Raw genomic sequence first — 17,358 nt, forward strand, 5'->3', positions numbered from 1 at the left:
TCGTGAAGTTTGCCTGTCTCGGAGATTGCTTCGTAAGCGACAAAAATTTCGGGGTGAGCCGCAGCTTCTGGATGATTGCAGCGGTGGCCGACGATGAACGGCCGCGTCCACGCTCACGAAAAACTCCCGAAGCAGACAGCCTCCAAACGGCCAGAACCATCGGTGTCCGCGTCTTCGCCGGGATGACGAACGATAAAAACCAGCCATAGGCTGGCATTCGATCCGCAAGGGTGCCACTGGGTTCCCGATTTCTCGGGAATGACGAACATTCGAGGGTGAAATGACAAGCTCCCCCATCTGGCACCCTTTCACCCAGCACGGCCTCGGCGACCCGATCCCGCTGATCGCGCGCGGCGAGGGTGCGCGGCTCTACGGCGCCGACGGCCGATACTGGATCGACGCGATTTCGAGCTGGTGGGTCACAACCCACGGCCACGCGCACCCGCGCATCATGGCGGCGATCCGCGCGCAGACCGAAAAGCTCGACCAGCTCATCTTCGCAGGCTGGACCCACGAACCCGCCGAAACCCTCGCCGCCGAACTGATCCGCATCACCCCCGATCCGCTCACCCGCGTCTTCTTCTCGGACTCGGGCTCGACCAGCGTCGAGGTCGCGCTCAAGATGGCGCTCGGTTACTGGTTCAACATCGGCGAGGCGCGTAGCCGCATCCTGGTGATGGAGCACAGCTATCACGGCGACACGATCGGCGCGATGTCGGTCGGCGAGCGCGGCGTCTACAACCGCGCGTGGCAACCTCTGCTCTTCGACGTCGGCACCATCCCCTTCCCGCACGCGGGGCAGGAGCAGGCCGCGCTCGACGCACTCGAAGCCGCCTGTGCACAGAAACCCGCCGCCTTCATCGTCGAACCCTTGATCCTCGGCGCCGGGGGCATGCTGATCTATCCCGCGTGGGTGCTCGCCGAAATGCGCGCGATCTGCGCCCGCCACGGCGTCCTCTTCATCGCCGACGAGGTGATGACCGGCTGGGGCCGCACCGGCACCCGCTTCGCTTGCGACCAGGCCGGGGTGATCCCCGATATCGTCTGCCTGTCGAAGGGGCTGACCGGCGGCGCGATCCCGCTCGCGGTGACCTTGTGCAGCGAGCCGATCTTCGCCGCGCATCTCTCGACCGACCGCGCGAAGACCTTCTATCATTCGTCGAGCTACACCGCGAACCCGATCGCCTGCGCCGCCGCGGTCGCCAATCTCGACATCTGGCGCGACGAGCCGGTCCAGCAAGGCATCGACGCCCTCGCCGACGCGCAGGCCGCGCACCTCGGCATGCTCGCCTCCGACCCGCGCGTCGCCGATCCGCGCCGCCTCGGCACCATCGCGGCCTTCGACATCGTCGCTCCCGATTCGGGCTATCTCTCGACCCTCGCTCCCCGCCTGATCGCATTTTACCGCGACCGCGGCGTCCTCCTCCGCCCGCTCGGCAACACCGTCTACGTCATGCCCCCCTATGGCATCACCCCCGACGAACTGGCGCAGGTGTGGGGGGCGATCGCGACATCGCTCGACGATCTCCGATAGCGCTGCCTCCATTTTCTCTCGTCACCCCGGACTTGATCCGGGGTCCCGCTACCCGAATATGCCAAGCACCGAAAAAGCGGGATTCCGGGTCGAGCCCGGGCTGACGAAGCGGGAATATCTACCGATGCCCCAATTCGGCTGAGGTTCATCTTCGCCGCCTATATCTATCCGCAGGGGATGGTCGTCAGGGAATGCACGCGATGAAAAGACCCGCCCCGTTTCTGATTCTCCTCTTCGCCTCCACCTTGGCCGGCGCCGCGCCGGCGCACGCGCAGGACGAGGATCTGGCCCAGACCGGCTCTCCTCCCGAACGCGTGTCGGTTCTCTATACCTACGGCAACGAACCCTGCCCCGAACCGAAGGAGGACGAGATCGTCGTCTGCGCGCAGCAGCCCGAATCCGATCGCTATCGCGTCCCCAAGGCGCTGCGCCACAAGGAAGAAGATAGTTCGGTCGGCGGCGGCTCCTGGGCTTCGGCGGTCGAGGGCAATAGCTACGGGGCCGCCGCGGCGAGCCGCCCGAACAGTTGTTCGCCGGTCGGCAGCTACGGCTACACCGGCTGTACCGCTGCCGCGCTCCGCCAATGGTTCGCCGAACGCCGCGCGATGGGCGCCGCGAAAAACGGCGCCGCCGCCGCACAGAATTGACGCTGCCCCTGTCATTCGCCTAGCCTGCGCCTCCCCCAAACAGGAGGTTCCCCCATGCATCGCTTCGCTCCCCTCGCCGCCATCCTGCTCGCCGCCGTCGCGGTGCCCGCCGTCATCGCCCAGCCGCCCGCGAGCGCGCCCGGCGCCCCCGACAAGACGCGCGTCACCGCGGGCACCTATGCCGCCGATCCCAACCACACGATGGTCGTCTGGAAACTCGATCACCTCGGCTTCAGCAACTACACCGGCATTTTCGGCGACGTCACCGGCACGCTCGTCCTCGATCCCGCCAATCCCGCGGCGGCCAGGGTCGATGTGACGATCCCGGTCGCCAAGGTCACCACCGCGAGCGCAGGCCTCACCGGCCACCTGCTCCGCCCCGGCAAGGACGGCGCCAAGCCTGATTTCTTCGGCCCCGCCGCCGCCGACGCCCGCTTCGTCTCGACCCGCGTCGTCCCGGGCGACGACGGCGACGAGGCGAAGGTCACCGGCGACCTCACCCTCAACGGCGTCACCCGCCCGGTGACGCTCGACGTCGATTTCCACGGCGCGGGCGCGATGGGCGGCAAGCAGACCGTCGGCTTCGAGGCCGAAGCGACGATCCGCCGCAGCGACTTCGGCCTCGGCTTCGGCGTCCCGATGGTCGGCGACGAAGTCGAACTCGAAATCCACGCGGCGTTCGAGAAGCAGTAAAGCCGTCGCCCCTCGCTACCCAACCGTCATCCCGGCGAAGGCCGGGATCTCGCCCTATCGCCATAATGCACCGGCGAGATCCCGGCCTTCGCCGGGATGACGAATGCCGCCCCCCAACGAAATTTCCGCACCTCCCCCTTGCATCGCGGGGCATTTTGCATCATGGGAGCGGCCATGCGCGGCAACGCCCTTCTTCTTCTGCGACTTACACGCCCTTGGGCGTGACACTGGCTGCGCGCTAGTCGCGGCCACCCGCTCAAGGGTCCGATCGACACAGCATAGCAACCGACAGCAGAAGAAGTTCCAAACCCATGACCATGCTCCGCGACCCCTCGGTCAAATATTCCGCCTTCCCGCAGGTTCCCCTGGCGAACCGCGAATGGCCCGGCCGCGTCACCACCCAGGCGCCGATCTGGCTCTCCACCGACTTGCGCGACGGCAACCAGTCGCTGATCGACCCGATGGACGCCGAAAAGAAGACCCGCTTCTTCGACCTGCTCGTCAAGAGCGGGTTCAAGGAGATCGAGGTCGGCTTTCCCGCCAGCGGCGCGACCGATTTCGACTATATCCAGAACCTTGTCCGCTCGGGCCGCATCCCCGACGACGTCACGCCGCAGGTGCTGACGCAAAGCCGCGCCGACCTGATCCGCACTAGCTTCGACAGCCTCGCGGGCGCGAAAACCGCGATCGTCCACGTCTATAACGCGGTCAGCCCCGCGTGGCGCAAGATCGTCTTCGGCATGGAGATGGACGAGATCAAGGCGATCGCGATCGAGGGCGCGAAGCAGCTCCGCGACAATGCCGCGCGCCTTCCGCAAACCAACTGGCGCTTCGAATACAGCCCCGAAACCTTCTCGACCGCCGAGCTCGATTTCAGCATCGCCTGCTGCGAGGCGGTGATGGACATTCTCCAGCCGACCGCCGAAAACCCGATCATCCTCAACCTGCCCGCGACGGTCGAGGCGGCGACGCCGAACATCTACGCCGACCAGATCGAATATTTCGGCAAGAACCTGCCGAACCGCGACCGCGCGCTGATCAGCCTGCACACCCACAACGACCGCGGCACCGGCGTCGCGGCGGCCGAACTCGGCCTGCTCGCGGGCGCCGACCGCGTCGAGGGCTGCCTGTTCGGCAATGGCGAGCGCACCGGCAACACCTGCCTCGTCACCGTCGCGCTCAACATGTACACGCAGGGCGTCGATCCCGAACTCGACTTCTCGAACATCGACGAGGTCATCCAGACGGTCGAATATTGCAACAACCTGCCCGTCCACCCGCGCCATCCCTATGGCGGCGAGCTCGTCTATACCGCTTTCTCGGGCAGCCATCAGGACGCCATCAAGAAGGGCTTCGCCGCACGCGAACGCCAGAATGACGAAAAATGGGAAGTCCCCTATCTCCCCATCGACCCCGCCGACCTCGGCCGCAGCTACGAAGCGGTGATCCGCGTCAACAGCCAGTCGGGCAAGGGCGGCGTCGCCTGGGTGCTCGAACAGGACAAGGGCCTGAAACTGCCCAAGAAAATGCAGGCGAGCTTCAGCCACGTCGTCCAGGCAGTCGCCGACGAAACGAGCCGCGAACTCGGCGCCGACGACATCTGGCAGGCGTTCGAGCGCACCTATCTCGCCGAGGGCGGCAAGCGCTTCCAGCTGGTCGACTGGGCCGAGACGCATAGCGGTACCGACCGCATCTTCGCCGGCAAGCTCACCATCGACGGCACCGAACGCAGCGTCAGCGGCCGCGGCAACGGCCTGATGAGCAGCGTCGTCGCCGCGCTCGCCGAAAGCGGCGGCCCGCTGCTCGACATCGTCGATTACAGCGAGCACGCGATCGGCCAGGGCAGCAATGTGCAGGCCGCGGCCTATGTCGAATGCCGCACGGCGGACGGGAAAAGCCTGTTCGGCTGCGGGCTCGACACCGACGTCGCGACCGCGAGTGTGCGGGCGATCTTGTCGGCGGCGAATGGGGCGTAAGTGGTTCATCGGCTAAGGATCACCCAATGGCTTACAAAGATGTGCTCGATATCATTGCGAGTTGGGCAGCGATTCTTACCGCTGCTGTCGCTTCATTCGGCTATGGCCGATTTCTGCTTGCGCAGTGCGCACGACGTAAAAAACTAGAAGACTATTTGCGTGAAGAGAAGCTGTCCTCTTATGATATGGGACAGCGAACGGTTATGCATTTGATGTCAAATCTATCTATGACCGAGACCGAAGTCTTACAGGCGGGTTTTCAGAGCAAGAAAATCTCATCATCACCAGGTCAAGATGAGAGAGGGCGAGCAGATCGAATCTTCTTTGAATACTCAGGAAATGATATTTCGAACTCGAAAAAATTCTGACCAATTTTTAGAATATTTTATTCGTTCGCCGAAGCATACATAATAACATACTTCTTTGGCCTCCCGTCAAGGGCAAGTATTCTAGTGAACTTTATCTTGATAGTCTTTCCGGTCTTGCTGGTATATTGATGCAGCCCCCAAGAAAAATAAGATCCGTATCGAGACAGCACATCCTTCGTCATAGAAAACGGTACGGTACGATTGAGATCAAAATCGAACACGCCTCCGTGTCCGGAGTTTCCATAAAAACCACTTACCGAGACGTCTTTTGTGATCTGTTCGCTATCGTGAACGCTAGCCTTCATGAAAGCCTTGGTGCTTTCGTTCATGTGGGCAATGGGATCAAAGCCCCCGATCCATTCAACATCGTTAGCACCGTTCCCAATGACATCGTGTGCTCGCCGAAGCGACGGCTCCGTTATGGCAACCAGTGCTTCAATATCGCCACTCTTTTTGGATAAAAGCGCAGCCGTCTCATTGTTCAACGGATCGGGATCAATCCCAATGTTGCGTGCGATGACCCTATGCACCAACCCGTAAAGAAGGCCACTCGCTCCCGCCGATATACTTGCCACCTCGAAAACGGAGGAAGGCTGACTTTGGAGTAGGACGGCAAAATCAGCGATAATGCTACCGGACCTCATCGGCTTGGCATGAACCGCATGCCGGCCAACGAAATCGCCTCTGTGTCGAATTTCTCCCGTTTCGACGTAGTTTGTGATCAGCGAAAGTGTCCAAGCGGCACCCGCTAAGGCCGTAAAGCCGTCATATGCCTCAATCTCGTGACGATCGGACATATCGCCAGTCAATTTGAGTTTAAACGAAGCAAGCTCCAAAGTTCGACACTCCCCTCCGCCCGTCTTTTCCATTAAGCTTCAATTTCAGAACGCAGTCAAATTTTGGGGCGGTCCTATATGATACCTGACGTTGCTATTGGCGCGATCGCCGCAGCCCTAATCGGCGCGATTATCTCGCTTGTTGGCCTAATTGTCTCGAAAGAATCCAAGGTATCCGAATTTCGGCAATCCTGGATCGATTCATTAAGGAGTGAACTGTCGACGTTCCTCGCCAGCGCGAACTCGATTGCGAGTGCAAGAGAGATAGAATATCGGAACAATAAGGAACGCCTCGAAACGCTGCGCCCTATCTATGAGAGGCTGAATGAGACCTATTACTCCATTGCGCTGCGATTGAACCCGACGGAAACTGAATCGAAAAATCTCAGAGGATGCATCGTCAGAATATCAAACTACGTGAACTCCGGTCAGCAATCAGACTTCTCAAAGTTCGACTCCGATAGAACGGATTTTATCAATCTATCTAACATTGTTCTAAAAAGGGAATGGAAGAGGGTAAAAAGGGGAGAGCCCGTTTACAAAGTTGCGCGATGGATTGCCACCAGCGCAACGCTATTCCTGATAGCAATTGCATCGTACTTGGTTTTCCATTCACCTCGGCAGCCTCGTCCAGACACTACGATATCAACGGGAATACCGGCACCGAAGCAAAAGCTGAACATTGCTCAGCCCGGTCCAAAACCGGTCAGCGACAAAGAGAAGGCGGCAGCGACAACGCCCAAGTAGCGCAGATTTTCCCTTTCCTACATTGTACCCATATGGTTCATTCTGTCGGCTTCACCCAACCAAAAGGACGAACCGATGGACGACACATCCCGCAACCCCGCGCATATTCCCGTCCCCGCCAGCTATCACTGGACGCCCTCGCTCCAGCGCGAGTTTCTGGAGGCCTTCGCCACCAACGGCTCGGTGAAGATCTCTGCGGCAAAGGTCGGCATGTCGCCCGCCGCCGTCTATCAGCTCAAGCAGCGGCCCGAGGGCGCGGCGTTCCGGCTCGGCTGCGCGGCGGCGCTGCTGATCGCGCGCGGGCGGCTCGTCGACGAACTGCTCGACCGCGCGATCTGGGGGCATGACGAGATCACCACCGTGATGCGCGAGGAGGACCGCAGCCTTTACAAGCGCCGTCGCATCGACAGCCGCCTCGGCCTCGCGATGCTCGCGCGGCTCGACAAGATGGTCGAAACCCGCGCCCGCGCGGGCGAGGAGATGCTGGCGCAGGTCATCGCCGGCGACTGGCCGGGCTTCCTCTCGCTCTTCGACGCCGCCGCGGCCGCGCGCACCGCCGCCGCCTCGGCCGAAGCGGCGCCCGACAGCGAACCCGACGCCGGCGCCGAAGCCGCACCCGCGGCTGGCCCGACCGAGGGTATGGCCGCCGCGCTCGCGCTCTGGCTCGCGGGCCGCGACAATCGCGCCAACCCGCTCGCCGCCCTGTGGCAGGGCACCGCAATCGCGAATGAAGTTGCGCAGTTTTCCGCCGATCCCGGCGAGGAGCCCGCAGGCGCCGGCGAAGAGGGGCCGACCCCCGAGGAGGAGGCCGCGGCAATGACCGTCTGGCACGACGATGTCACCGGCGACCTGCGCACCAATTTCCCGCCCCCCGACGACTATCTCGGCATCGAGGAAGGCCGGTTCGGCGACGAGGATTATGAGCGCTCGCTCGACCCCGACGAGGAGGACGCCTGGGAAGCCGCCGTCGCCGAGGCCCATGCCCCCTTGCGCCGCGCCGGCGAAGCCGCCCGACGCGCCTTCTTCGGCCTCCCCGACCCCGCCAACGATCCCGCGCCGGAAAGGGCGGACCCGCGCAAGGCAGCCGGCGCCTGATCTTTTTTCCTCGCTCCCGCCTCTCCCCGTCACCCCCGCGAAGGCGGGGGTCCAGCTTCTTCGCGCCTTCGCGTGAAACCGGGAAATCTCACGCAAAGGCGCAAAGGCGCGAAGCGAGCCACCAGTGCGGCAGCGCTGTATCCCAACGTGCACCTGGGTTCCCGCTTGCGCGGGAATGACGAAGGCAGGGGAGCGAGGGAATCGAAGGAGCCACCATGAAACCAGCCCGCAACCTTGACTTTTCGGGCCCAATCCCCCATATCGTCGGCGCTAACGTCGCCTGCGACGGAAATTTACGGGCCCTTTCGGGGCACTATCTTCCCTTCACACGCTACCAGCTCCACCGGTGTCTTTTGCCGGGGGATTCTCCATTTCCGTGAAAGGAAAACCATCATGCCGATCGGCACCGTCAAATTTTTCAGCCAGGACAAGGGCTATGGCTTCATCGAGAACGAGGACGGCTCGGGCGACAATTTCGTCCATATCACCGCCGTCCAGAGCGCCGGGATGACCACGCTGAATAAGGACCAGCGCGTCTCCTACGACCTCGAAACCGGCCGTAACGGCAAGACCTCGGCGATCAACCTCCAGTCGGCCTGATCCTTGGCCAAAGAGGAATTGATGACCTTCGAAGGGCAGATCGACGAGATTCTGCCCGACGGACGCTTCGGCGTCGTGCTCGAAAACGGGCACCGCGTGATCGTCTATACGGCTGGCCGGATGCGGCGTTTCCGCATCCGGTCGGTCGTCGGCGATGCCGTCCGCGTCGAAATGACGCCCTATGACCTGACCAAGGGCCGCCTCGTCTACCGCGAACGCGGGGGCGGGCCGGTCCCCCCCAGCCAGCGCAAACGGCGCGGGCTCTGACCGAAGGAGCCGGTGCGAAACCGTGCCGGCTTCCAACAACCAAAACACTGAAGTTTAAAGATAAAGATGATGACTATGTTCAATAATAATTCGATTTTCCCCGCTCTGCCCGCGCTGTCGCTGGCCGGAAGGGCGCAGACGGCAACCATGCCGCGCCGCCGCCGCCCGACGCTGTCGCGCCGCGAGCTTCGGCGTATCATCGCAGATATGGTCGACTGACCCAAAGCTGAAAGGAGGCGCCGCCGTGTCGGCCACCATCGATTTCTATCTCGCCCAGGCCGAAAAATGCTCGGCGGAGGCCGAAGCCTCGCCGCTGACTCAGGTGCGCGACCGCAATTTGCGCGCCGCGGCGGCGTGGCAGGCGATGGCCGACAAACTGCTCCACGCCGAAAGGCTGCGTGCCGAAAAGGAGCAGCACGCGGCCGCCGCGGCCCGGGGCTGAGCCCCGCGGGGAACATCGGCCCCGACTCCCGTCTCGGCCTCCCCAGCCCTGGCATTATCGCTATGCCATCCTCTCTTGCGCGACCTTCCGTTTACGTTAAGGTCAGTTTCAAACCGCAACCGGAGAGACTGATTCATGGCCCTTCCCCCGATCTTCGACCGTCTGCGCCTGCCCGTCATCGGCTCGCCTCTGTTCATCGTTTCGGGGCCCGAACTCGTCATCGCCCAGTGCAAGGCCGGGGTGGTCGGCAGTTTTCCCGCCCTCAACGCCCGCCCGCAGTCGCTGCTTGACGAATGGCTGCACCAGATCACCGAGGAGCTTGCGGCGTGGGACCGCGCCAACCCCGATCGCCTCTCGGCCCCCTTCGCGGTCAACCAGATCGTCCATAAATCGAACGACCGCCTCGAAGCCGACATCGCGACCTGCGAGAAGTGGAAGGTGCCGATCACGATCACCTCGCTCGGGGCACGGGAGGAACTCAACCAGGCGGTCCATGGCTGGGGCGGCATCACACTTCACGACGTCATCGACGATCGCTTTGCCCGCAAGGCGGTCGAAAAGGGCGCCGACGGTCTGATCCCGGTCGCGGCGGGCGCGGGCGGCCATGCCGGCCGCCAGTCGCCCTTCGCGCTGATCCAGGAAATCCGCGAATGGTTCGACGGCCCCGTCGCGCTGTCGGGGGCGATCGGCCACGGCCGCTCGATCCTCGCCGCGCAGGCCTGCGGCGCCGACCTTGCCTATATCGGCAGCGCCTTCATCGCGACCGCCGAGGCCAATGCCGCCGACGGCTACAAGAACGGCATCGTCGAGGGGCGCGCCGCCGACATCGTCTACTCGAACCTCTTCACCGGCGTTCACGGCAATTATCTCCGCCAGTCGATCGTCGCGGCGGGAATGGACCCCGACGCGCTGCCCGAAGGCGACTTCAAGACGATGAACTTCGGCTCGGGCGGGAATACAAAGGCCAAGGCGTGGAAGGATATCTGGGGATCGGGCCAGGGCATCGGCGCAATCCGCGGCGTGCGCCCGGTCGCCGACTTCGTCGCCGAACTCGAAGCCCAATATATCGCCGCGCGCCGCGAGCTGGAGGCGAAAGTCCGCCTCTAGGCTTCGCCGAACAACCGGCCGATCGCGTCGTCCAGATAGGGGCGATCAGCGAACAGCCGCATCGGGTCGCGGCGGTTGAGCCAGAAGGCGCCGCCGTGCCGGTCGGTCAGCGCCCGCCGCATCACATCCTGCAACAGGCGTAACCGCATCGTCGCGGTCCGCCGGGCGGCGCCAGGATCAGCGGACGCCTGCAGCGCGAAATGGGCGCGAATCCGCTCGACCCGCGCCGCCAGCACATCATTATAGTCGCGGTGCGGCCCGCGATGAAGCGCGTGGCCCGACGACAGTGCCGCGCTCTCGCATCCCGGCAACATCAACCCGTTGCGGTCGAAGCGGTGCAGCGCAAAGCCATCGGCGCGGAGTTGGTCGAACATCGCCGCCATTTGCGGCCGCCGCAACAGACCGACCGGGATCAGATGGTGGCGCTGGAAACCGGCACGGGGCGGCGGCGCGCCTTGCCACCGGCGCCCCGCCATCAAAGGTCGCTGCCGAATTCCACGCGGACAGTGCCGCTCCCATCCGCTTCATCCGCCACCGGAGTCAGCGACACCCACTCGCCGGGGTCGAGCCCGCGGAGCCGCCGCGGCGCGGCGACCGGGCCGTTCAACAGGATATCAAGCGCCAGCCGTGCCAGCCGCCGGACCATTTCGGCAACCGTCCAGCCCACGGGAATCCGCCCCTCGATCTCCTGTCCGCCGAACAGCGCCAGTCCCCGGGTCCGGACGATCGCCCCGCCGCCCGGCGCATCGCTGCGGCGAAAGGCGACGAGATGCAGCACCGGCGGCATCCCGCTCGCCAGCATCTCGGCGATCGCATCGCGAAATTGGGGCGCATCGGTCCACAGCCGCGCCGGCGCCCAGAAAATATGGCTCGCGTCGAACAGGTCGATCAGCAGCACCATCGCCTTGAAGAATTCGCGCAAGCGCACCGCCAGATCCCCGGCGGTATCGAGGCCTCCTTCCGCCTCCGGAATCACCGCCCACACACGCCCCGCATCGCGCCATGTCTCGTCCAGGCGCGATGCGAGCTGGCTGGTCGCGGGGTGCAACGGATCGGCGAGGTCGAGCGCATCGGCCGACGCACGCCCGATCAGCGCCGAGGTCGATCCGAACCGCACGCGAACCAAAGGCGCCTCGGCCCGCATATCCTTCGTCGTCACGGTTTCGGGACGAAGCCCCATGCGGCGGAGCGCACCCATGAATCCGGCTTCGCCGCCGTCGCTCATTCTCCCGACGATCAGCGCAAAGGGTTCCGGCACCACCGGCATGATCGGCCTGTTGCTGCTCTCCGTCCGCATGTCGCTGGTCGCCCTGCCCGAGGGATCGATCCTGCATCGCAAGACTTGTCCGAATGTTCAAACGCTTATTCTGACATTGCGGTAAGTTAACCCGGCGAACGTCAGATCGCGACCTGGCTCCCCAGTTCGACAACACGGTTCGTCGGCAGGCGGAAATATTCCATCGCGCTTTCCGAGTTGCGCAGCATCCAGGCGAACAATTTCTCGCGCCAGATCGGCATGCCGGGCTTGCTCGCGGCGATCAGCGTCTGGCGCGACAGGAAGAAGCTCGTCTCGAGCATCTTGAACTCGCCGCCGCAGCCGGTGACGCGCTTCAGCGCCTCGGGGACATCGACCGGCTGCATGAAGCCGTAATTCAGCACCAGCCGGTGGAACCCCTGCCCCAGGTCGTCGAGCTGGCAGAGCCGCTCCTCCTGCACGAAGGGCACGTCGGCGATCTTGATCGTCAGCAGGATGATGCGTTCGTGCAGCACCTTGTTGTGCTTGAGGTTGTGAAGCAGCGCGTGGGGCACCCCGTCGGACGAGGAGGTCATGAACACCGCGGTCCCCGGCACCCGCGTCGCGCTGTTCGCCGCCGACTTGACGAAGATCGGGATCGGCATCGCGCCCTCGGCCATTTCCTGCTGCATCAGCTTGCGCCCGCGCGACCAGGTCGTCAGCATGGTGAAGATGGTCAGGCCGATCGCCAGCGGCACCCAGCCGCCGTCGGGCACCTTGATCAGATTGGCGCCGAGATAGGCGATGTCGACGATGAAGAAGACGGCGAGGATCGGAACCGCCTTCCATGCCGGCCAGCGCCAGAGCACGAACAGCACGACGCTCATCAGGCAGGTGTCGATGAACATCGCGCCGGTCACCGCGATGCCATAGGCCGCGGCGAGATTGCTCGACGATCCGAAGAAGAGGACGAGCAGGATGACCATCACCATCAGCCCCCAGTTGACCACCGGGATATAGATCTGCCCCTGCGCCGAGGCGCTGGTGTGGTCGACGCGCAGGCGCGGCATGAAGCCGAGCTGGATCGCCTGCTGGGTCAGCGAGAAGGCGCCCGAGATCACCGCCTGGCTGGCGATGATCGTCGCCAGCATCGCCAGCAGCACCACCGGCACTTTCCACGCATCGGGCATCATCAGGAAGAAGGGATCCTGGATGAGCTGCGCGGTCGGCGCGACCTCGCCCGCGAGCACCATCGCGCCCTGCCCCATATAATTGAGCATCAGCGCGGGGAGCACGAAGCAGAGCCACGACAGGCCGATCGGCGCGCGCCCGAAATGCCCCATGTCGGCATAGAGCGCCTCCGCCCCCGTCACCGCGAGCACCACCGCGCCGAGGGCAACGAAGGCGGTGAAACCGTCGAGCCAGAAGAAGCGCAGCGCATTGATCGGGTTGAGCGTGTGCATCACGATCGACGGATGGTCCACGATATGCGTCACCCCCAGGATCGCGAGCATCAGGAAGTAACAGAGCATGATCGGCCCGAACAGCGCCCCGACCTTCGCGGTTCCGCGCGACTGGATCGCGAACAGTCCGATCAGGATGGTCAGCGCGATGGGCACGATATACGGTTCGAACCCGCGGCTCACATATTGCAGGCCCTCGGTCGCCGACAGCACCGACATCGCCGGGGTGATCATCGAGTCGCCATAGAAGAGCGCGGTCGCGAACACGCCGAGCAGCACGATCGGCCAGGTCCAGCGCTTGCCCTCCGACGAGCGGCTGATCAGCGCCAGCAGCGCGAGGCTGCCCCCTTCGCCCTTGTTGTCGGCCTTCATGATCGTCAGCACATATTTGAAGGTCACGACGAGCATCATCGACCAGAAGACGAGGCTCAGCACGCCATAGATATGCAGCCGGTCGGCCTCGATCGAATGATGGCCGGCGAAAGTTTCGCGGAACGCATAGAGCGGACTCGTTCCGATGTCGCCGAACACCACGCCGACCGCGCCGACGGCAAGCTTCAGCTTCCCATCGCTATGATGTCCGTGGCCGTAATGGGCCGTTTCGGCAGTCGTCGTCGCGCGTCCCGCGCCGCTTTCCGCCCGTTGCGACTCAGCAGTCATGGCGCGCCCTTTAGACGAGCCTGCGCAAGGATAATAGGTTCCAAATCGGGACGCGCTTCAGGGGCCCGCGGGCGACTCGGGTGCCGTCCCCGGGCCCATCGCCTCGCGAAGCTGCGCCAGCCGCATCTCTAAGTCGGGGCGCCACGGCGCGTCGGCGGGGGAGCGCTGCAAAAGCTGGTTCCACACGGCCTCGGCACCCTTCAGGTCGCCGCTCTGCGCCATCGCGAGTCCCGCGAAAAAGGGCGGCGCGGGATGGCTCGGATCGCGCTTCGCCGCCTCGTCGAACGCCAGCGCCGCCGCGGGCGACATCACCCCGCCGCCATGCGCGACGAGCGCATTGCCGAGCCCTACCCACAGGTCGACATTGTCGGGATAGCGCTCGAGCCCCTTTTCAAGCGTCTGGGCCGCGAGCTCGGTCTTGCCGGTGCGCATGAAGCCGTCGGACATGCCGATCCATTGCGCTGCCGGGCCGAAGCGGTTGGCCATCCCCTGCTGCCGGTCGGTGATCGCTTCGCCGAAACCTTCGGGCTCGGTCGCCTTGGCGACCGGATGACCGGGCAGCGCGGGACTGCCCTGCAAGGCATAGCCGGTCAGCCCCAGCATCACCGCCGCCCCGGCGAGCGGGCGCGATGCGGCGGGCAGTCGGCCGAGCCAGAAGATGCCTCCCACGGTCAACACCGCTGCGATCAGGATGAGCAGCCAGATCATGCCTCGCTATCCCCTTCGCCGTCGTTGTCGCCGCGCCGGAAGCGCCCGAAGGCGAGCCAGCCGCCGAGCGCGAGAAACAGTAGCGGCCCGAGCCACAGCAGCGCGGTCGCCGCGTCGAACGGCGGATCATAGCTTACCCAATTGCCATAGCGCGCGACGAGCCATTTGCGGATCGCATCGGGGCTCTCCCCCGCCGCGATCTTGGTGCGCACCTCGTGCCGCATGTCCCCCGCGAGCGGCGCGTCGCTGTCGGCGATCGACTGTCCCTGACAGACGAGGCAGCGCAGCGTTTCCATCAGTTCCTTGGCCTTAGCCTCCTGCGCGGGATCGCGAAGCTGCTGATAGGCATAGGGCGCGGGCGGCAGGCGGTCCTGCGCCGCGATCGGCGCCGCGAACGATGCGAGCAGCGCGGCAAAGATCAGCCGCCCCTTCACTTCATCTTCTCCAGCTTGGCGACGATCTCCGGCACCTGATCGGCGAGGATCACGCCCTGAATCTGCTCGCGGATAATCCCCTTGCCGTCGATCAGGAAGGTTTCGGGCACCCCCGACGAACCGAGCGCAATCTGGACGCTGCTCTGCTGGTCGGACCCGATCCGCTCGAACGGATTGCCGTTTTCCCGCAGGAACTGCGCGACATCCTCCGGCCGGTCGCGGATCGCGATGCCGTCGATCGGCACCCCCGCAGCTTTCAGCGCTTCCAGCTGCGGCGCCTCCGCGCGGCACGGGATGCACCAGCTTGCAAACACATTGACCAGCCGCGGTTTGCCGTCGGCGAGCTGGCTGCTCTTCAATCCTTCGACGCCGGCAGTCGCGGGCGGAAGATCGAACAGCGGCATCGGCTTGTCGATCCATTGCGACTGGATCAGCGTGTCGTTCGGCACCGTCAGACGATAGATGAACGCGCCGAACAGCAATCCCATGATCGCCAGCGGCACGAACAGAACCCAGCGGCTCCTCATGCGAAACGCTCCTGCGCCTTGCGCGCGCGCCGCGCGCGCCAGATTTCGAGCAATTGCGCGCGACCGAGCAGCGACAGCGCCGCGCCGATCGCGATCAGCGCCCCGCCAAGCCATATCCACCACACGAGCGGCTTCCACCACAGGCGAAGCTGATAGCGGTCGGCGGTCCCGTCGGGTCCGGTCACCGGCTGCCCGAGCACCGCGTAAAGTTGCCCACCCGGCCGCGTCAGCAGCGCCGCTTCATTGGTCTCGGTCGGCGGTCCGCCCATCAGCCCGGGGAAGGTCCGCGCCGCCGGATGCAGCGTGAAAGAGGCGCCCGACGGCGTCGTCGCGATCAGCGTGCCCTCGATCGCGGTGTAATTCGGCCCCGCGATCGGCTTGACACCCGCGAATTTTACCGAGAAGTCGGCGACCGTCACCGTCTCGCCCGGCGCCGCGGCGACGAGCCGTTCCTTGATGAAGGCGCTTTCGGCGCCCATCCCGGCGAGCGCGACCGCGACCCCGAAATGCGCGATCACCATGCCCCAGGTCGGCAGCGGCGTGCGGCGGAGGTTGCGGCCCCAGAGGGGCGCGAGGCTCGCGACCCCGACCAGCCCCGCGACCGTTATGCCGAGCAACGGCAGCACCCCGACCTTGCCCCCGAACAGGACCAGCCCGAACAGCACGATCATCGCCGCCAGCACCGCGACGGGCAAGCGCGACCAGAGCTTCTTCCCATCGTCCTTGCGCCAGCTCAACAGCGGCCCTGTCACCATGACGAGGCAGAGGATCAGCGCCAGTGGCCCCGCGACCTTGTTGTAATAGGGCGGGCCGACCGAAATCTTCTCCCCCATCGCCTCGGCGACGATCGGATAGAGGGTGCCGAGCAGCACGAGCGCGAGGATCGTCGTCAGCAGCAGATTGTTGATGACTAGCGATCCCTCGCGGCTCAGCAACGCGAATTTCTTGCCCTCGGCGACCGCGCCTGCGCGGAACGCGAAGAGCGTCAGCGCTCCACCGATATAGATGAACATCAATGCGAGCAGGAAGGTGCCGCGCTCGGGATCGACCGCGAAGCTGTGGACGCTGGTGAGCAGCCCCGACCGGACGATAAAAGTACCGACCATCGACATCGAGAAGGCGATCACCGCGAGCATCACCGTCCACGCGCGCAAGGCATTGCGCGTCGCGGTGACGCTGACCGAATGGAGCAGCGCCGCACCCGCGAGCCACGGGATCAGCGAGACATTCTCGACCGGGTCCCAGAACCACCAGCCGCCCCAGCCGAGCTCATAATAGGCCCAATAGCTTCCAGCGGTGATGCCCAGCGTCAGGAAAATCCAGCTCCCGAGCACCCATGGCCGCATCGCGCGCGCAAAGGCGGGACCGATCTCGCGCGTGATCAGCGCGCCGACCGCGAAGCTGAAGGCGACCGAAATCCCGACATAGCCGATGTAGAGCGTCGGCGGATGGAAAGCCAAACCGGGGTCCTGGAGCAGCGGGTTGAGCCCCTGCCCGTCAGGCGGCGCTACGGGGAGCCGCTTGAACGGATTCGATGAGAAGAGAAGGAATGCGAAGAAGCCAAGGCTGAGCGCCGCCTGCGCCGCAAGCGTCGCGATCAGCGTGTCGTTGCGCAGCCTTTTCTCGAAGATCGCGACGAGCGCGCCCGATAGGCCGAGGATCGTCAACCACAGCAGCATAGATCCTTCGTGATTGCCCCACGCTCCCGCCACCTTGAACAGCATCGGCTTCAGGCTGTGGCTGTTGCGTACGACGAGCTCGACCGACATGTCGGACCGCACGAATAGGGTGATGAGCAGCAGGAAGGCGACCGCGGTCAGCACCCCCTGTGCGACGCTCGCCGGGCGCACCAGCGCCGCTAGATCGTCCTTGCCGGTGCGGACATAGGCTATGCCCGCGACAAGCGACAGGCACGCTAGCGCCGCCGCGATCCACAGGAGCGCAAGACCGAGTTCGGCGATCATGGATTCGTCGCCCCCGCGCAGGCGGGGGCCGCGGTCGTTTTACGCGGTGATGCTGG

20 protein-coding genes are annotated in these 17,358 nt (G+C 64.5%); 12 read left to right on the plus strand and 8 right to left on the minus strand.

What is annotated here, in order from left to right; all coding sequences use genetic code 11:
- Positions 1 to 280 precede the first annotated feature (280 nt).
- The 5 genes from ACVENA_RS12400 (at position 281) to ACVENA_RS12420 (ending at position 5,218) form a co-directional block, all read left to right on the plus strand.
- Entirely contained in the window at positions 281 to 1,534 is a 1,254-nt protein-coding gene (locus tag ACVENA_RS12400) for an adenosylmethionine--8-amino-7-oxononanoate transaminase (protein WP_449325610.1), read from the plus strand.
- 200 nt (positions 1,535 to 1,734) lie between these two features.
- A complete protein-coding gene (locus ACVENA_RS12405; RefSeq protein ID WP_449325611.1) occupies positions 1,735 to 2,181 on the plus strand; it encodes a hypothetical protein in 447 nt (148 codons plus the stop codon).
- Between the two features lie 54 nt (positions 2,182 to 2,235).
- On the plus strand, positions 2,236 to 2,874 hold the full coding sequence (locus ACVENA_RS12410; RefSeq protein ID WP_449325612.1) for a YceI family protein: 639 nt from the start codon (positions 2,236 to 2,238) through the stop codon (positions 2,872 to 2,874).
- A 311-nt stretch (positions 2,875 to 3,185) separates the two neighbouring features.
- Positions 3,186 to 4,850 carry a 2-isopropylmalate synthase gene (gene leuA, locus ACVENA_RS12415; RefSeq protein WP_449325613.1) on the plus strand — a complete coding sequence of 555 codons (1,665 nt, stop codon included), beginning with the start codon at positions 3,186 to 3,188 and terminating at the stop codon, positions 4,848 to 4,850.
- A 26-nt stretch (positions 4,851 to 4,876) separates the two neighbouring features.
- Positions 4,877 to 5,218: a hypothetical protein gene (locus ACVENA_RS12420; RefSeq protein ID WP_449325614.1), complete on the plus strand. Its 342-nt coding sequence runs from the start codon at positions 4,877 to 4,879 to the stop codon at positions 5,216 to 5,218.
- Between the two features lie 17 nt (positions 5,219 to 5,235).
- Here ACVENA_RS12420 and ACVENA_RS12425 read toward each other — a convergent pair whose 3' ends face one another.
- A complete protein-coding gene (locus ACVENA_RS12425) occupies positions 5,236 to 6,087 on the minus strand; it encodes a DUF7946 domain-containing protein (protein ID WP_449325615.1) in 852 nt (283 codons plus the stop codon).
- 45 nt (positions 6,088 to 6,132) lie between these two features.
- Between ACVENA_RS12425 and ACVENA_RS12430 the strand changes: the two genes are divergently transcribed.
- The 7 genes from ACVENA_RS12430 to ACVENA_RS12460 all read left to right on the plus strand — a co-directional run bounded on the left by ACVENA_RS12430 (position 6,133) and on the right by ACVENA_RS12460 (position 10,312).
- Entirely contained in the window at positions 6,133 to 6,801 is a 669-nt protein-coding gene (locus ACVENA_RS12430) for a hypothetical protein (RefSeq protein WP_449325616.1), read from the plus strand.
- A 75-nt stretch (positions 6,802 to 6,876) separates the two neighbouring features.
- A complete protein-coding gene (locus ACVENA_RS12435; RefSeq protein ID WP_449325617.1) occupies positions 6,877 to 7,896 on the plus strand; it encodes a hypothetical protein in 1,020 nt (339 codons plus the stop codon).
- 393 nt (positions 7,897 to 8,289) lie between these two features.
- Positions 8,290 to 8,496, plus strand: coding sequence for a cold-shock protein (locus ACVENA_RS12440; protein ID WP_257543305.1), 207 nt, complete (start codon positions 8,290 to 8,292; stop codon positions 8,494 to 8,496).
- Between the two features lie 3 nt (positions 8,497 to 8,499).
- Entirely contained in the window at positions 8,500 to 8,763 is a 264-nt protein-coding gene (gene infA / locus ACVENA_RS12445; protein ID WP_136173950.1) for a translation initiation factor IF-1, read from the plus strand.
- A gap of 66 nt (positions 8,764 to 8,829) precedes the next feature.
- Complete coding sequence (locus ACVENA_RS12450) at positions 8,830 to 8,982, plus strand: hypothetical protein (protein WP_449325618.1); 153 nt, start codon at positions 8,830 to 8,832, stop codon at positions 8,980 to 8,982.
- A gap of 25 nt (positions 8,983 to 9,007) precedes the next feature.
- A complete protein-coding gene (locus ACVENA_RS12455; RefSeq protein WP_449325619.1) occupies positions 9,008 to 9,205 on the plus strand; it encodes a hypothetical protein in 198 nt (65 codons plus the stop codon).
- A gap of 135 nt (positions 9,206 to 9,340) precedes the next feature.
- On the plus strand, positions 9,341 to 10,312 hold the full coding sequence (locus ACVENA_RS12460) for an NAD(P)H-dependent flavin oxidoreductase (protein WP_449325620.1): 972 nt from the start codon (positions 9,341 to 9,343) through the stop codon (positions 10,310 to 10,312).
- Here ACVENA_RS12460 and ACVENA_RS12465 read toward each other — a convergent pair.
- The 7 genes from ACVENA_RS12465 to ACVENA_RS12495 all read right to left on the minus strand — a co-directional run bounded on the left by ACVENA_RS12465 (position 10,309) and on the right by ACVENA_RS12495 (position 17,302).
- Positions 10,309 to 10,788 carry an AHH domain-containing protein gene (locus tag ACVENA_RS12465; protein ID WP_449325621.1) on the minus strand — a complete coding sequence of 160 codons (480 nt, stop codon included), beginning with the start codon at positions 10,786 to 10,788 and terminating at the stop codon, positions 10,309 to 10,311. The two genes, ACVENA_RS12460 and ACVENA_RS12465, sit on opposite strands and share 4 nt — an antisense overlap.
- Positions 10,788 to 11,609, minus strand: coding sequence for a hypothetical protein (locus ACVENA_RS12470; RefSeq protein ID WP_449325622.1), 822 nt, complete (start codon positions 11,607 to 11,609; stop codon positions 10,788 to 10,790). Before ACVENA_RS12470 ends, ACVENA_RS12465 begins: the two co-directional genes overlap by 1 nt.
- A 101-nt stretch (positions 11,610 to 11,710) precedes the next feature.
- On the minus strand, positions 11,711 to 13,669 hold the full coding sequence (locus ACVENA_RS12475) for a potassium transporter Kup (protein WP_449325623.1): 1,959 nt from the start codon (positions 13,667 to 13,669) through the stop codon (positions 11,711 to 11,713).
- Positions 13,670 to 13,726: 57 nt separating this feature from the next.
- The gene (locus ACVENA_RS12480) at positions 13,727 to 14,377 is read right to left on the minus strand and encodes a tetratricopeptide repeat protein (RefSeq protein WP_449325624.1); all 651 of its coding nucleotides are present in this window, start codon (positions 14,375 to 14,377) and stop codon (positions 13,727 to 13,729) included.
- Positions 14,374 to 14,811 carry a cytochrome c-type biogenesis protein gene (locus ACVENA_RS12485; protein ID WP_449325625.1) on the minus strand — a complete coding sequence of 146 codons (438 nt, stop codon included), beginning with the start codon at positions 14,809 to 14,811 and terminating at the stop codon, positions 14,374 to 14,376. The genes ACVENA_RS12480 and ACVENA_RS12485 overlap by 4 nt, the downstream gene beginning before the upstream one ends.
- Positions 14,808 to 15,338, minus strand: a complete 531-nt coding sequence (locus ACVENA_RS12490) for a DsbE family thiol:disulfide interchange protein (RefSeq protein ID WP_449325626.1) — start codon at positions 15,336 to 15,338, stop codon at positions 14,808 to 14,810. Before ACVENA_RS12490 ends, ACVENA_RS12485 begins: the two co-directional genes overlap by 4 nt.
- Positions 15,335 to 17,302, minus strand: a complete 1,968-nt coding sequence (locus ACVENA_RS12495; protein WP_449325627.1) for a heme lyase CcmF/NrfE family subunit — start codon at positions 17,300 to 17,302, stop codon at positions 15,335 to 15,337. The genes ACVENA_RS12490 and ACVENA_RS12495 overlap by 4 nt, the downstream gene beginning before the upstream one ends.
- Positions 17,303 to 17,358 lie beyond the last annotated feature (56 nt).

Source organism: Sphingopyxis sp. 550A (genome assembly GCF_053569535.1).